The sequence below is a fragment of the Acinetobacter sp. SH20PTE14 genome, from assembly GCF_021391555.1.
Classification (GTDB): Bacteria; Pseudomonadota; Gammaproteobacteria; order Pseudomonadales; family Moraxellaceae; genus Acinetobacter; species Acinetobacter amyesii.
Genome location: NZ_CP090067.1, coordinates 1,380,898 through 1,396,247, shown reverse-complemented (window position 1 = coordinate 1,396,247; position 15,350 = coordinate 1,380,898). Strand labels below are relative to the sequence as shown.

The following is a 15,350-nucleotide window of genomic DNA, read 5'->3' as shown; positions in this document are numbered from 1 at the left end:
ATTAATTCCCTAAATTAAAGAGTACCTGCCCGTCTCCGTAAGCCATGCAATTCGCGGCAATTTTATAACTCTGACTATCTTTAAAAAAAGTCAGGTCTGCGTATGGTGTAGTCTGCTGCAACCACTCAATTAAAGGCATCACCCCTCTAGGCGTGGATCCCTCATATACAGGAACCTTGAATGAAAAAACTGGAACTGCGCCACTTGGAGCAGCAATGTAATTGCTGAAACCAGACCTGACATTACTTCCAGCAGGGGATTTTGTGTTACAAAAAACTGGAATGGCATTCAGATTATGATTACGCTGTAATATTAAATGATTTGCTATATCTGAAATAGAAACAGGTGTAGCCGAAAAAGGTGCAGTGCTTGTACTTGCGCTGGTGTAGTCAAAAACAGCCGCTAGACCGAATACCTTACTATAATCAGTATCAATAGCACCAAAGAATTGAGGTAGTAAACGCTGCCCATACCGAGAATCCGTGTGGAATCGGTTGAAAATATAAAAACAGTCAGAATTACCAACCACTAGCCAAGACCTTGCACCTTCTGGCGGCGTAGCCGACTTTATTGAGCTAGTGTCTTCATTAGATGCCAAAGCATAAAACCACTTAGCCCAGCCATTATGAGCACTTGAGCCGCTACCAGTTCCAACCCAGTTCTTGTTTGGGCTAGCGCTATCAAACGGTGCCTGAACCCCAAACATAGTGTCAATATCCGTCATTTCCTCAACGATACCCACCTTTGCATATTTGGCATAAGTTGAAGTCCAGGCGGCATCCATATCATCAACAACACGCAAAAAAGGCCGTGTCGGCAACATAGTATTGGGGGAGCGATAAGCCGCTTTTCCTGTGCCCGAAAAAGGCTTTTCCCAATCCAGTGGTGGTAAAGAAGCATTGATGGTGCCTGTTGCTATTGATACACTCGAGGGTGATAACAACTCAAAAGTAACTGTATTGCTATTTGGTATAGTTAAAACACGATGTTCACCATTAAATTCAGGTTGATCTGCACCATGTATCTTAATCACTTGCCCTTGCTTTAAGTTGTGACCTGTTCCAAAAAGTAACGTGGCTGCCGTGCCGGTTGCTGTTAATGATGTTGCTTGACCAACATTAATACCATTAATTAAACATGCATCAAGCACATTAATCATACAGCCGAAATTATTTGTTAATTGCGGTGCATTGGTATTGGTATGCACATAAAACTTGATATCTGTACTTGCGACCATTTTTTAATATCCATAAAAAAGACCGCATAAAGCGGCCATATTGAATTTAAACTTTAAATAACACGGTCAATATCACCGCGCAGCATGATTTGGAAAGCATCGGAAATTACTGCAGGTTCAGACTGCTTAACAGTGCGAATCACCCAGACCGGGAAATTACAAGCGATGGTGTTAAATCGCAGAACGTTACCATTGGCCCAACCACTACCCCAACCTTCTTTTTTAATCACGAAATATGGCACCCCTGTGACCGGATTGATCGGTGCATAATCTGCATTCGTTGTTCCTGTACCGATTTGCCCAGTGTATTCGCCCACGCATTTATAGTTTGTACTGTCTGTAAACTGGATATACCAACGCTCCTGAATTGCACCTTTATTCGTGACTTGAATTGGGTAAAGCGCATCGTTGTAATTTGCACTAATCAAAGTACCTGTCGGTTCATCCAACCATTGATTAGACCAGGTTTGCTGCACGAATTTCTTGGTATAACGTGCCTGCATGTCATTAATGACTAATGCAGAACCAACGATCGTATTGTCTGCATCGTAGTTGTGGGTTAATGGCTTGGTAAAAGTGACTTGGCCATTAATCTGCACATCACGAATCTGCCCCATATCTTGATAACGATACTTGGCAACCAATGGCTCAACCAAACTTGCCAGAACAAAATCACCACCCAATGTCACGCGACCATAATCATAATCAACTGTATACAGGTCATAACCCACTTTTACGCCGTTTGCATCTTCAAGTTCACACCATGCAATACGTTGATCATTTAAATCGTATGTCGTACCAGCAATCGCACTTGGTAATTCCTGCGACTTAGTTGAGCTGACAATACCAATACCACCGACTCGGAAAATCGGTACGCGACCATCGATGGGTAGGCGCGTGGCAGACAAGCCCAGTAATTCAGAATCAATCGGCAGATAGGTATAAGCAATAGCGTTATAGCGAACGCTTGAAGCATCTACCCACACTGGCACATTGATGTAAGTCTTACTCGCTTCTTCATATTCAAGCAGTGGATCGTACCAGTCTTCAGCTTCCAACTCCGCACGATTGGCAGCAGTCACTTCAGTTTTGGTGTAGAAATAAATCTGTACAAAACCATTGTCCCAATTCACCAGGCCATGAGCACGGGATGTCTCAATCACCCCGTTTTCATCGGCAGTCAGTGTGAGCTGACCATGCTCAAGCGTGCCTACGACCACGGTTAATGAGCTGGGTCGAAGTGGAATCACGGGCGTTCTGAAGCTAATATGGCTTAGTGGTGGCAGGTCGGTTGTTGTTGCTAATGACTCCAGTGTTAAGATGTTATCTGTGTTGGGTGCCCACGAGCTAACACTTATCTCACCTGTACCATATTTAACCTCACCCGAAAGTGTGCCGCTCCCGTTATTTTGATCAATATTTCTATATAAGGTCCCAGTACGGTCAATATAAGTCTCTCCACCTAATATGAAACGAATAGAGCTTGGTAAAATCTGTTCACTAAAACCATAAGTTAGATCAAACTTTAAATTCCCGCTAGTGATTGACTTTGCACCTATTGCACCTCCATCCGCATCCCGATAACGAGCTTTAATTCCGGTTGTTTCTGAGTATGCTTTATATGTCACAGAGGATTGAACTATATTTTTAACTGATGACTGATAAATTGTCATTTTTTAACCTGCTACATAATTTGCCCAAGGATTTGTTTTTGGTGCATATGTGACTGAATTTTCGATCTTAGCCACAGTTTTTCCTGGGCTGCTCGAACTTCCTTCGATCGTCACACTTGAAAGATTGTTGTTTACTATTTTTTTCTCATAAAAGTAACTCGATAAAATCATAGGTGACATTACTACAGCACCAGTTGTGTAATTCACTGTTCCTTGTGCTTGACCAAATGCGTCAGTTAGCACTCCAGATCCATTATCAGTTACAACAAAAACTATAGTGTCACCAAGTGCTGAAGTTAGTGGCACTTCAAGCATGATTGAGTTTGGTTGAAGTGCCGCACCAGTACCTATCGTAAAAGCTAACTGCTGGTTTGCATTAGGAATCGCAGCTGGTACATCCTGAATTTTTGCATCCCCAAATTGATAAGAAAAATTAAAAACCGTACCCTTTTGCGGTAGTTTTTTGGGTATTAATGTGCCTCGTCCCAGCGCAAAATTAACAAATCCCTCAGCATCACCAACAAATTGACCAGCATTGTTCGATGTTGCTGTTTTTTCTACACCCTCAAGCATCCATGTGACTGATACAGCACCTGCTAAAAGAGCCTCCTGCTCAAGATCAAATTCAAACTTAGCTGGTAATACTGGCAAGTTTGAGCGAATAAATGTTGAAATTGGTGTACCCCAAAGAAGTATTATTGGGCTATCCACATCGGGCAATGCGCCTGTTGTTAAAATCCAAGATCCAGTTTCATAATTAATCATGCCTGAACCAAATGAAGGGTTGGAGCCTTTAAGTTGTCCGGCACCATCGTCCTTAAGTTCGTAGAACTTTCCCTGACTCATATAAGTGATAGATAAAGCCCCTGGGGTGGGGGTTGGCATCAGCACACCCGTGTAATTCATAGCTTGGGTTTGTTTTGTCACTGGTAGTGAATATGACTGATAGTATTGATTCGGAGCTGAAGCTGGAGTAAAGCTAATAGTTAAAGTTGTGGTCCCTGTACCCGCAGAATCAGTCCATTTAATGTGACCTTTCTGGTAGTCAATTGTTCCAACCTGTGTGCCTGCGGGAGTTTTCAAAAGCCCAGCCTGATCGGCTATTGATTGTCCAAACAATGTAAATGACATGCTAGATGGCATTACAGATGAACCTATAAAAATGTTTTGATTCGAACCAATAGTTGCTGTGAAATTAGCAGTAATTCGACCATCACTACCCGGCACCAACACAACACTTTCACCTGCAGCATTGATATCAATGATCGGTGTTTCACTTTGAGCAGATGGAATGAGCTGCGTAAACATTGAATCAGCATTAACCGTGTATTCACCAACATGAGCATCAGATGCTAGTTGTGTCGATGAATAATACAAACCAGTATCAGCAACAAGCGTATCGCGAAGAACCGTTTTGGACGGTGTATTACCGGCGTACCACTGACGAGCCGATAAGCCTACAAAGTCACGCTCCAAAGGGTCATTGATTTGATAAGTCGCAACTTTGTATTCCACTTCTTTTTGATCAACTACCATCACTGCTGTGCGGTTCTCAACCTTAGTAATTCGCACGTACTGTTCAAATTGAAGCGCTTTTCCTTCATCTGAAATCAATACGATCGTATCACCGACACTGGATTCAGTTTCTTGGGGAAACATTACCACTTGCAGTGATGACATACCTTGCCAGTGCGTATCCAGTGGTGTTCCAGCAATTTGGCCACCTTTAGCCAGATAGTTTTCGACACGGTTTTGTGCGGCCTGGCGTTCGTCGGTCCATGACTCTGTGCTAAATAGTAGTGCTGATACGTTTGGATCCTCGGGAAGCTTAGATACAAATACCGTGGCACCCATAAGTAAGTCAGTGTCATTCGTGGTCACAGCTGGAAAGATCTTTCGCATCGATACATCACCGACGGTACGATCTAGTTCAGATATGTCATTGAACAAGTTATTACTTAAACCGTCTGCCACAATCTGACCGTTATATTTCCCACCACCGTCGCTATTATCGGTGTCACGCTCAGCGTGATAGATCACTAAATCTTTAGTTTCAATTGGCATTACTCACTCCAAAATCTGAGCGTTAAGTTCATAGGATCATCAAGTGATACAGGTGGAATACCTTTCACAGGTGTGGCTTCTAAAGCACCATCAGCATGATTAAAAACCACATTAAAAGTACGTGTGTCATGTGCCCATTCAAATTGAATCTGAAACTGCTCATTGAGCACTGACCAGGCCTGCAACGTGCGGACGACACCTAATGATGCCCACCCCATTCCACTGTCAGCAGGCTCTAAAGTGATTGGCCGACCTGAAAGCTTGGTGCCCTCTTGAATAATGGGTGTGCCATCCATGGCATATTCCAAAGACTGTTCTTTGGCTTTCCAGCTAAATTCATCAGACCAAAAAAAACCGTCTTCAATTGAGACGGTTTCTGATGTTGAGATGCGTTTTATTTTCATGTTGATTTACTCAATGTACCCAACTGCTTAAGCATCGCTTCAAGGCTTGATTGACTCTCAGCCGATCCTGTTAGTTGCACTGTTTCATTACCTAGTTTGAGTTCATATGAAATACTCTTTGATGAAGCCCCTAAGCCACTCGCCTTGGTAGACACATTATTCGGCGCATACTGCTGCATACGCTCTAATTCTCGATTCACTTGCTCTACGTTGCTTAAGCCACCAAAGAATCCAAAGCCTGAGGACTTATAGCCATTCAAACCTTTGGTCCCTTCATAGATATCTTTTGCATGCTGTTTAGCAGCCGCATCTGAATATCCCATGGCCTTAAGTTCAGCTTCGATATCCTCGGCATTTTTAGCCATCTTACCTTTGGTACCTTTTCGAGTCTCATGCATACCGCTTGAAGCAGCACTAACGGCTTCTTCCCACGCGCTTTTAACTGAATCCGCTTCGTCTCGACCAGTTTGGCCAAGGTTGCGAAATCCATCTTCAGCGCCAGACGTGGCATTCTTTACCTTGTGCATTGTCTGTTCAAGGTTAGACATTGATACAACCGAGGCTTTACCTGTTTCGTCAACCTGAATCTTCAAACCCAGTGAAGCTGCTTTAGAATTTGCAGCAGCAATTGCTTGTGCATCTCCAGATGCATAAGCTAAACGAATAGTTTCTTCATAGGCTTTCTGGAGATCTTCTTGTGTCGCTTGCCCACTCTTGCGGACAAGCTCAAAGTCAGCCAAAGCCAATTGTGCTGCAAGCTTAAGCTGCTCTTTGGTTTTAATACCAAGTCGCTCAAAAGCTTTTCCAGTTTCATCCAAATCATCGGATAGTTCGGAGTTTGCCCGTTTTATTGCAATGATGCCTAACTCGACCTGCTTGGTTGAAAACACCCCTTGCGCTTCAAACTCGCGCATTTTGGCATTAGCTGCATCAATTTCAGCCTGACTTTTGGCTGTTTCTAGCCATTTTAACCAGGCCTGGTATGTTACATCGCCAGCTTGCTTACCAGTAATTCCTGCTTCACTCAGTCGATTTCTAAACTCCTCTAACTCATTTCCGGAACTCGAAAATGATTTAGAAACTTTGTTCAATGAAACATCAAGATCAACACCAAATAGTTTTGCCGCGGCTGAAGCTCTTGAGTACGCAGATTCAGCAACTTGACCAGAACCAGTTAAAGCATTATTGAGTTCAGCAATACGGATATCGCGGTTATTCTTAAGCTCAATTTCCTTAGCGTTAATAGTATCTATTGATGCTTGTGCTGAAGCTAATGCGTTTAAGTCACCGGTCTTTTTTGCCTCCTCGATCTGCTTATCCAACAAAACTCGCTCAACAGCAGCTTGTTTTTGGTAGGCAAGCAATTCTTCGTCAGCTTTTTTGACATTGTCTTTGGCTAGCTTTAAGGCCTCTTCCTTTACTCTGGCATTTTCTGCTGCCTGCGCTGCGCTTTCACCTGCCTGAACTGAAACTTTACCCGCTTCATCAATGGTGACGATGTAGCCTTTGGTTAATAGATCGGCTTGCATCACGCCATCCATTACGCCGCCATTGGCTTTAATGGCAGCTTCTGCAGTTGCTTGAGCTGATGCTAATAAATCGCTATCCAGTTTTGCTTTGGCTGTGGCATGTTCTTTTTCACGAGCTTCCAGTTCATTGGATTTCTGAAGGATTGAATCAATGGTGGACTGGTTGCCGTCCTTGCGAGCCTGATTGAGCTGTGCATCGATACTTTGACGCTCCGTGGCAAGCTCTTTGGACTTCTGGGTTAATTCCTCGTTTTGTTTGGTTAATTCAGCGAAAGTTGCCTTGTTATTTTCAACTGTTTCCTTGTTTTTCTCATCTTGAGTCTTTTTTATCTCCTCAACGGCTTCTTTTCTTTTAGACTCAAAACCCATCGCGAGCTTATCGGCTTTTTCATAATACTGATCAGAGAGCTTAGTTAGATCTTGGAAATCTTTAAAAGCTCTTTCTTTAGCCTCTCCAAATGAAATTTTTGAAGTCCAATAAGCGAATGCCCCTGCTGCTGAATAAGCCGCTCCCGCTATAAGATTGATTAAAATTGCTATCCCTGAAAAACCATCACTAACCGTACCTAGTGTTACATCAAGTGCCTGTAGTGCCTTGGTAAAACCATTAGTTTTGTCATCCGCCCCATCAATTCCGCTATTAAAATCAAATATAGAAGAAAGAACAGTTTCTAATACTTGTGAAGTGGCCTCAAATGCTGATCCTAATGCACTCCCCATCGACTTAACTGCCTCATAAGCAGAAGTCAGAGCTGTTTTTAAGGCTTCAATTGTGGCTGGATCAATCTTCTTGAGTTGATCCCCCACCCAAATAAAGCCTTCACCAATATCTTCAAGTATGGTCTCCACTACACCCATATTGTCAGCAAGAGTTACCAGCCATTGCGCTACCGTTGCCGATGCTCCTGTTGATTGATCCATAGTGCCGATCAAGATTTGCCATTGTGTAGAAATACGCTGTAATGCATTCCCAATGGTTGTCGGAAATTTAGCGTAATCTGCCTCAATAGCCGCTGACTGATCTTGCAGTGCTTTAATTACTTTTTCTGCTGACAGCTCACCATTTTCAGCCATCTTGCGCAGCTCACCAGTGGTAACACCTAGAGACTTAGCTAATGCTGTTGAAATGCCTGGGGCTTGCTCCATGATCGAGTTGAACTCATCACCACGAAGTACGCCAGATTGTAGAGCCTGAGTTAATTGCACAATTGCGGCTTCACTCGCTTGCGCTGATCCACCACCTGTTTGGATGGCCATGTTAATGGTCTTGACCAGATCTAAGCTTTGCTGCTGAGTCATCCCCATTTGCTTGCCAACATCATTCACTTTCGTGAATAGGCCTGCTGTGGCGTCAAGGCTTGTATTTGTCATCAATGCAACTTGATGAACACCTGCCATGGCCTGAGTGAAATTCCCGCCTTCACTTGTCGCAATGTTGATACGTGCTGAAAGATTAGTATAAGCATCTGCTGTTTCGGCTAGTTCGCGAATTCCCAGGCCAACACCAATGGCAGCCATAGCACCAACAAGAGCTGTATACCCAGTCTTAAGACCAGCAATACCTTTCTGGGCGGTTTGAGCAGCACTATCAGTTTCTTTTAAATTATTATTTGCTCTGCCAACTTCAGCATGAAAATCGTTAAATGCCTGGTCTGCTTGCTGAACTTCCTTTTCAAGTTGATCGACTTGTCGTTGTGCAACTTCAATATCAGCTGGTGATGCATTTGTTTTGGAGAATGCCTCTAAATTTCGCTTAGCTTCAGCTAAGTCGCTTTTTAATTGGCCTAAAGATTTTTCAGCCTGGTTCCCAAAATCAGTAAAATTATTCGCTGTGGATTTAGCATTATCCCCCGCATCCTGAATGATTCCAGTTGCAGCTGTTAGAGATTGCGTTAATTTATCAGCTAATTCAGTCGTGCCCTTTGGAATGATATTCCCAACTTGGCTTGACGCTGCTTCTGAAGCTTGTTTAATTTTCTCTGATTCAGACTTAATTGAATCAAACAGTTTTTTCGTTACATCTTCCGATTGCTTTGCAGCGGACACCAGGCCCTTGCTATCACCATCCAAAATTAATTTAAAAGTAAGATTTTTGCCTGACATGAACTTTTTCCTTTAATCTTAGGCATAAAAAAACCACTCCGAAGAGTGGTTTTTAAATGTCTGATCTTATTTAACTAATCGACCCATAGCATTTTGCACTATTAGTGGCAATTGCTCCTTTGAGACTAGGTCAGTGCGATTTACCAATTCTGGAATGCTATTGGCATCCACCATTACTGCATCCCTTGGAATCAAATCTAGAGAAAATCCGCCTTGATAATTTAGCTTGATCATCATCTGCTTACCTTGAAGTATTCTTGACATCAAAGCTTGTGCAACTTGGTCAGGATTAAAAGATGGGTGTTCAGGCATTTTGCCGCCTAAACGCTTTACTTCCTTTTCAAGCTGACTGTGATACTCAATCAAGCGATATTGCAATACACCGTGACAATCCTGCACTGCATTAATATCTACTGGTGAATGTTGCTGAACTTTATCAAATGTCAAAATCAAGCCGTGAACGTATTCAACTGCATCATCGAGATTATCAAGTGGTATCTCTTCAATATGCTCAACATTAAATCGTTGCAAAACCATGTTGTATGCATCTGAAAAATTGATCTTCACACGTGATACTAAGTTCGATACAGCATGGCGTAGATTTTCGCGTTCTTTCGGGGTTGTTTTACGTGGATTAACCGCCTTCCCTTTTGTCCAATAATCCCATAGCACATCGTCGCATTCGCTTTGGTACTTTATAACCGTGTCTCTAAGTTCGGGTTTTACCTTGTTAGGGCTGATTGTCATCAGCCAACCGAAAAGTTTTTTAAGAGGTAAACACAACATTTGATACTGCTTGCCATCTTTACCAGTTGTCATGATTTCCATGATAACTGAACCAAAGCGCTGTTTTAGCTTATCAAACTGTGCCTGCCATGCTAAACCCATACCTTCCACAATTGGACGCATAGCTGTGTATGGCTGATTGTTGTAATCAACAACAATTAATTCAGAATTATGGAAAGGTACTGCGATTTGAGTTAAACTATTCATTGTTGATATTCCTGTAGTTTGTCAACATTCAAAGCCCCTTCATCCGCCAAGATTGCTAGGGGTTTTTTATTGCCTATAAGTTTCATGCTTTCGCACTCTCTTTGTTTAATAAAAGTTCAACAGCCTTATTCATTAAATAATTCATTGAACGCTGATCTTTTTTTGCCAACTCTTTCAACGGCTCATGCAATTCATTTATTAAGCGGAATCGCACGTCAGTTGAGTCTTTTCTTTTGTCTTTCATGATGCCTCACACATATGCCACACTTTGTGGCTTTTAATAACTATAGCCACACTTTGTGGTAATGTAAATACCTATCGCGAAATATTTACCACAATTTGTGGCATTGAGGTTTTTTTAATGAGTAATCAAACTGATCACACCATAGTTAGATTGCGTGTGCCGCCTGAGCTAAAACAAAAAATTGAAGAGTCGGCTGAGAAAAACAATCGATCCCAAAGTGCCGAGATGGTTGCTCGCCTAGAGCAAAGTTTTGAACTCTCTGAAAGACAAGCAGTTATTGAGCAGAACCATTTAAATAACATCATGACAGCATCAGCAAATGTTGAAGTTTTAGAAAATTTGATGCTAGAGATGAAAAAAAATAAGGCCATTCAAGAAGAATTACTTAAAACACAGCAACACCTATCTCAATTGCTATCCAAAAAACTAAAGGACATCCAAGAAAAGTAAATCAGCACTGACTAACCACCCTCAAATTGAGTGCCGTTACCCTTGACCCTCAATTTGAGGGTCAATGCTCAAATATGAGAAGTGCTTCCAGACACTCAAATTGAGTGTCTCGATATGATGCCGAAATTCCAGCATCATGATATGCAAATTTGCAGATCACTCCTCAAATATGAGGTTTAAAAAAAGCACCCTAGGGTGCTTTTCCTTATTCACACTCTATTTTCCATAAAGCATCAATAACCAGAGATGGGGTGTATCCGTTTGCTTCACCTTCAATCCTAACGTAATCGGTTTGAGGATCATAGATATAGCGCTTAAAGCCAACATACCCTCCGTATCTATTTTTTGCATTCACTTCACCACAATTTCCTTTTTGGTTTCTAAATTGGATTGATGCAGCATCAAATGCTTCGGCTTTGATTTTATCCTCAATTTTCTTTAACCCTGCTTGTATTTTGGCTTGTCGGGCTTGTTCAAACTCTTTCGCTTGTTTCTGACTATTCAGCTCATCCTGCTCAGCCTTCAGCGCCCTAGCTTTTTCAGTTTGAATACGTTGCGCTTCAAGACTCTTTTTTGCTTTTTCCTCATCAACTCTATTTTGCTCAAGTCTTTGCTGATGCGCAACCTCAGCTTGCTTTAGTCGTTCGGCATCTGCCTTATTACTTTGTGACATAAAATAAAAAAGTGCCATAACAACAATTACGGCTGCAATTAATCCGTATTTCATTCTTCCACCATGCTTCCACAATGCTTGCATTTAATAGCTGCAATTTTTATTTCTTCGGCACAGAACGGACATGACTTTATACCTGTTCTATCAGTTGGAGCTTCTTGTGAAACCTTTTTACCTAAGTTGTGCTCAAACATATCTGTCGCAACTAATTTTGTCTTACTTATTTTAGGTGGTTGTCTTTCTTGTGGTATCAATTCAGCCGCAACTAGCTCTACAGATTTCTCACTATTTTTAGCAAAAGCTGCATAAACAAGCATAAGGCTACCAATAAATAAAAATACCCAACCATACTGTATTTGAACAGTGCTCATCATTGCTTGGGCCATATCACCAAAAGGATTATCTTTTAACTTATCAGCAACATCACTTTTTAGATTGTTTAATTTAAATAAGATGTAAATAAAACCAAAAACAATCATTGCTAACGATACACCACCGGTGATTCGCAAAGGTTTTAAATTGTTTATAAACGAAAGTATTAAACTGATTATTGCCAATCCGAGCAATATATAACCATCTACTCTTCCGCTACTAAATACGGAAATTGATCCCATTATAGGCATACTTACAACTGGTAAAAAAATCCCAAGTAATAATACAACCCCACCAATCATGCCAATTAATTGTTGTTTAGAGAACTCCATCCTCAACGCTCCCAATTAATCTTGTAAACATTGCCACCAATAACAGTAATGGTGTAGGTCTGGCCATCTACTTTATAAATGTAGATTGTGCCCTTATGTGGCCATCCGTTGCGGTCGTGCACAACTTGACGATCTACAGATTCAGGTTGTCCAAGTACATCTTTAAGTCTAGCTTCTGAGTTACCAAGCTCAACAAAACCATTGCTACCACGCAGTGCTCTCATATCTACTGCAAATGCTTGTGCAGACACACATAGAGCCAATATTAAAGCTAGCTTTCTCACCCCAACACCCTCAATATTTTATTATTGAGCACATATTAAGTGAAAACCGTAACTTACATCAATGTTTACTTAGCTCATCTTGGAACGTTGTAAATCCTTTTTTATCAGCATGATGAGCTGCACGAATGACATTTGAGTCAAACTTGCCTCGGTTTCGTTGATACTTTTCAGCCGCTTTTAAGTAGCCAATAAAAGCCCCATAGGTCATTTGCAGAATATCTTCATGACGATGGCCATAAGCTATCAAGTACTGGAATGAATCAAACCAAGTTTGTTCAACACCACCTTTCTTCTTACGAATTTTAGGGCCTGGCTTAACGTCTTCATTGAAATATGCACCATTTACTTCGATCACATATTTAAGAAGATGGCTAAACTCCAACGGATCTGATTCAGCGAGATCTAATAGCATCTCTATTTCAGTGTTTGTACACATTGAGCAAAGTTGAAATACATGCGCGCCATAATCTTTAACCAGGCCTGCGCCGATTAAATCTGAATAATCACTTTGCTTTAGTCTGTCACGAATAACTGATGCAATCGGTGACCAGATATCAAAGTTTTGCATCTGCAGCTGCTTCACTTCCACATCATTGCCAAGCACTTTAATTGTGATCGAGCGATTATTCGCTAAAAAGAAATCATTCATGATTGAATCTCAAAATTCAGGCACAAAAAAAGACGCTTATGCGCCGTGGAGTTCTTTGTGCCTGAATAGGTTTAGGTTTTTGGAATTGTCACCACATGGCCATATAGACCGAGTGTTGCATCCGTTCCTTTGGTCACATCAGATAAGGCTTGACCTGAAATTTCATATTGGCCAAGGTCTTTATGAATTAATGGGAATGTAGTTTCTGGTGATTTTTTAGTACGCCATAAACGAATAGCCATATTGTCACCAGTTGCTGTGTTAATCCCTTTAAAGAACAGTTCATATTCTTTATTGAAATCACTCGCAATGGTCGTATGACTTACTGCACCCGTGGTGTAGGTTGCCGTTACTGGTTCTGCAATCGTTTCTTTAAAGATCACAGTGCCGAATACAGCATCTAAGTCATATTTGCTTTCATCCACTGCTGTAGAACCAGCTTTAAACGAAACTGTTGTAAGGCTATAGCCGTTGAGCTTAATTTCTTCACCGACTTTCACGGTACCCAGTGCTTGATCCGTCACTGTATCGCTAGCAACTTCTGACTTCATACCAGAAAGGATGTACTGAAGGTTGGCATCATCCACTTCTTCGAGTTGTCCTGAAAAGTTCACACCAGTGGTCTTGGTTAGCACAAAGTCTGTTGTACGCTGACCGGATGTGCTTTCTGTGTGCTCAACCTGATCAGTTGTGATTTCAAGTTCAAATTCAGGCACGTTACCGATATGACGCATAGCACCTGCAACACCATTTGCAATCTCAGATAAATAGAATTTACCTTGGAGTGAAATATAATTTTTAGCCATCGGTTTTCACCTCTTTAGCGGGTTTATTTGGAGCAGATGGCTTCACTTCTTCAATGATTTTATCTGCGAGTAATTTGCTGATTTGATTCTCTGTCAGTCCACCAACAATATCGCCGGCAGAAAAACGCCCGACGGGTTGCCGGGCTTTATATTGTTTTGCCATGAATGGCTCCTAAATAAATTTTTGTGATTCAAAGATAATAGTGATGTATGCAAACCCGGGGCTATAGCCATCACGAACCGAAATCAGATCTAATTCATTGCGAGAAGATTGCGGCTTCCAACCTGAAAGAAGCTGAATTACTTTTTCAGTTAATAGCCCTGCTTCATCACTAACTGCTCGACCATCATTCTTCTGTGACTGAGCATTGCGACACGCCACTGTCACAGCCCACTGTTGACCTATCTGATTAATACGCCCTTTACCCGCGCTGGCTTTCTTATCTATACGTACAAAGTTGATATGCGCCGATGGAGTGACCTGAGACATCTCTGTGACCACTACTGAATTTAGCGGGGTATAAATCTGCTTAAATTCTGAAATTTCTTTCAGTTTTTCTGCAATTTCATCACGTACCGCGAAGAAGGTGCTCATCAATAAAAGCTCCAACAATGTTTAGTATTGATTGCTCATCCTCTGCGTTAATACCTAGAAAAGTTCTTGAAGGGATGTTTGCTTCTTTCACTTTCCGATATTGACCACCAACGGCAAAAGTTATGTACTGGCCATTTTTGGGAGTGATATGAGCTCCGAAGTGAAAGACATGTGCATACGTTTTATTTGATCCCCACTCAACTCCGTTTGGATGCAAATTAAAATGCAGCTCATTCATCAAATCGCCATTGTCACGACCAGTCTGACCACCTTGCATGCCCTCTCGTCCCTGCAAGCTTGCACGCCAAGACATCTTCCATGGATTACCATCTACATTGTGTTGGTTAAAAAAACGCTCTTGAGTTGAAGCAACACCGTACCCACCAATTTCTACATATAAATCATCTTTATAGGTATCAAAATTAGTGAGTTCATTAAGAATGGCCTCTATTGGTGAGCTATCAGCCTTAATGGAGATTGCAAACGCCATAATTGCCTCACTTGATGCTAGGCATCATATTTAAGACATCGTCACCAAATACCCCACCACGATAAGTACTACCGATAGGTAAAGTACTTGGCTTCTTTGTAGGCTCATCATCAATAATCTCGTCCGATTCCTCAGACTGAATCTGTAAATGTGCCTTGTTTTCAGCCACGCGCTTTAAGAATGAGATTGCATCCTCATAGCGCTTTCGGACTTCTTCAGTTGGTTGCTGGAAATACAAGCGGTAGCGAGCAATATCACATGCCATGCGTTTTAAGTTGCTTGGCACATTTGGCAACGGCAAAGAATAACGGCCACCTATGTGACCGTTAATTTCCTCTGTCGCGTCCTGAATGGCATCATCTACAGCAGTGACGTTTGGTAGCATCATTAAAAGCTGCTCTAACTCACCACCAAATCGCGCTACCAAGTCAGATTTAGTCGCATACATAGGT

Annotated in this window: 17 protein-coding genes; 1 reads left to right on the top strand and 16 read right to left on the bottom strand. The window is 41.7% G+C overall.

Annotated elements, in window-relative coordinates; all coding sequences use genetic code 11:
* Nucleotide 1: 1 nt before the first annotated feature.
* The 7 genes from LXF01_RS06875 to LXF01_RS06845 all read right to left on the bottom strand — a co-directional run bounded on the left by LXF01_RS06875 (nucleotide 2) and on the right by LXF01_RS06845 (nucleotide 10,247).
* Nucleotides 2-1,237 (bottom strand): hypothetical protein, encoded by a 1,236-nt coding sequence (locus LXF01_RS06875; protein ID WP_233945289.1) that lies wholly within the window; start codon nucleotides 1,235-1,237, stop codon nucleotides 2-4.
* Nucleotides 1,238-1,290: 53 nt separating this feature from the next.
* Entirely contained in the window at nucleotides 1,291-2,910 is a 1,620-nt protein-coding gene (locus LXF01_RS06870; protein ID WP_233945288.1) for a hypothetical protein, read from the bottom strand.
* 3 nt (nucleotides 2,911-2,913) lie between these two features.
* Complete coding sequence (locus LXF01_RS06865) at nucleotides 2,914-4,974, bottom strand: hypothetical protein (protein WP_233945287.1); 2,061 nt, start codon at nucleotides 4,972-4,974, stop codon at nucleotides 2,914-2,916.
* Nucleotides 4,974-5,378, bottom strand: a complete 405-nt coding sequence (locus LXF01_RS06860) for a hypothetical protein (protein WP_233945286.1) — start codon at nucleotides 5,376-5,378, stop codon at nucleotides 4,974-4,976. The genes LXF01_RS06865 and LXF01_RS06860 overlap by 1 nt, the downstream gene beginning before the upstream one ends.
* A complete protein-coding gene (locus LXF01_RS06855; protein ID WP_233945285.1) occupies nucleotides 5,375-9,010 on the bottom strand; it encodes a tape measure protein in 3,636 nt (1,211 codons plus the stop codon). The genes LXF01_RS06860 and LXF01_RS06855 overlap by 4 nt, the downstream gene beginning before the upstream one ends.
* A gap of 66 nt (nucleotides 9,011-9,076) precedes the next feature.
* Nucleotides 9,077-10,003, bottom strand: coding sequence for a phage antirepressor N-terminal domain-containing protein (locus tag LXF01_RS06850; protein WP_233945284.1), 927 nt, complete (start codon nucleotides 10,001-10,003; stop codon nucleotides 9,077-9,079).
* An 82-nt stretch (nucleotides 10,004-10,085) separates the two neighbouring features.
* Nucleotides 10,086-10,247 (bottom strand): toxin-antitoxin system HicB family antitoxin, encoded by a 162-nt coding sequence (locus tag LXF01_RS06845; RefSeq protein ID WP_233945283.1) that lies wholly within the window; start codon nucleotides 10,245-10,247, stop codon nucleotides 10,086-10,088.
* A 117-nt stretch (nucleotides 10,248-10,364) separates the two neighbouring features.
* Between LXF01_RS06845 and LXF01_RS06840 the strand changes: the two genes are divergently transcribed.
* Nucleotides 10,365-10,697: an Arc family DNA-binding protein gene (locus tag LXF01_RS06840; protein WP_233945282.1), complete on the top strand. Its 333-nt coding sequence runs from the start codon at nucleotides 10,365-10,367 to the stop codon at nucleotides 10,695-10,697.
* Between the two features lie 205 nt (nucleotides 10,698-10,902).
* Here the strand turns inward: LXF01_RS06840 and LXF01_RS06835 are convergent, their stop codons facing one another.
* The 9 genes from LXF01_RS06835 to LXF01_RS06795 all read right to left on the bottom strand — a co-directional run bounded on the left by LXF01_RS06835 (nucleotide 10,903) and on the right by LXF01_RS06795 (nucleotide 15,346).
* Nucleotides 10,903-11,424, bottom strand: a complete 522-nt coding sequence (locus LXF01_RS06835; RefSeq protein WP_233945281.1) for a hypothetical protein — start codon at nucleotides 11,422-11,424, stop codon at nucleotides 10,903-10,905.
* Nucleotides 11,421-12,074 carry a sulfite exporter TauE/SafE family protein gene (locus LXF01_RS06830; RefSeq protein ID WP_233945280.1) on the bottom strand — a complete coding sequence of 218 codons (654 nt, stop codon included), beginning with the start codon at nucleotides 12,072-12,074 and terminating at the stop codon, nucleotides 11,421-11,423. Before LXF01_RS06830 ends, LXF01_RS06835 begins: the two co-directional genes overlap by 4 nt.
* Before the next feature lie 2 nt (nucleotides 12,075-12,076).
* A complete protein-coding gene (locus tag LXF01_RS06825; protein ID WP_180108216.1) occupies nucleotides 12,077-12,358 on the bottom strand; it encodes a hypothetical protein in 282 nt (93 codons plus the stop codon).
* Nucleotides 12,359-12,416: 58 nt separating this feature from the next.
* On the bottom strand, nucleotides 12,417-13,007 hold the full coding sequence (locus LXF01_RS06820; protein WP_233945279.1) for a hypothetical protein: 591 nt from the start codon (nucleotides 13,005-13,007) through the stop codon (nucleotides 12,417-12,419).
* A gap of 71 nt (nucleotides 13,008-13,078) precedes the next feature.
* Complete coding sequence (locus LXF01_RS06815; protein WP_233945278.1) at nucleotides 13,079-13,813, bottom strand: hypothetical protein; 735 nt, start codon at nucleotides 13,811-13,813, stop codon at nucleotides 13,079-13,081.
* Complete coding sequence (locus LXF01_RS06810) at nucleotides 13,806-13,976, bottom strand: hypothetical protein (RefSeq protein ID WP_168377671.1); 171 nt, start codon at nucleotides 13,974-13,976, stop codon at nucleotides 13,806-13,808. Before LXF01_RS06810 ends, LXF01_RS06815 begins: the two co-directional genes overlap by 8 nt.
* Before the next feature lie 9 nt (nucleotides 13,977-13,985).
* Nucleotides 13,986-14,408, bottom strand: a complete 423-nt coding sequence (locus LXF01_RS06805) for a phage tail terminator protein (protein WP_180073692.1) — start codon at nucleotides 14,406-14,408, stop codon at nucleotides 13,986-13,988.
* On the bottom strand, nucleotides 14,383-14,898 hold the full coding sequence (locus LXF01_RS06800) for a phage virion morphogenesis protein (RefSeq protein ID WP_233945277.1): 516 nt from the start codon (nucleotides 14,896-14,898) through the stop codon (nucleotides 14,383-14,385). The genes LXF01_RS06805 and LXF01_RS06800 overlap by 26 nt, the downstream gene beginning before the upstream one ends.
* 7 nt (nucleotides 14,899-14,905) lie before the next feature.
* Nucleotides 14,906-15,346: a gp436 family protein gene (locus LXF01_RS06795; RefSeq protein ID WP_180182811.1), complete on the bottom strand. Its 441-nt coding sequence runs from the start codon at nucleotides 15,344-15,346 to the stop codon at nucleotides 14,906-14,908.
* Between the last annotated feature and the right edge of the window lie 4 nt (nucleotides 15,347-15,350).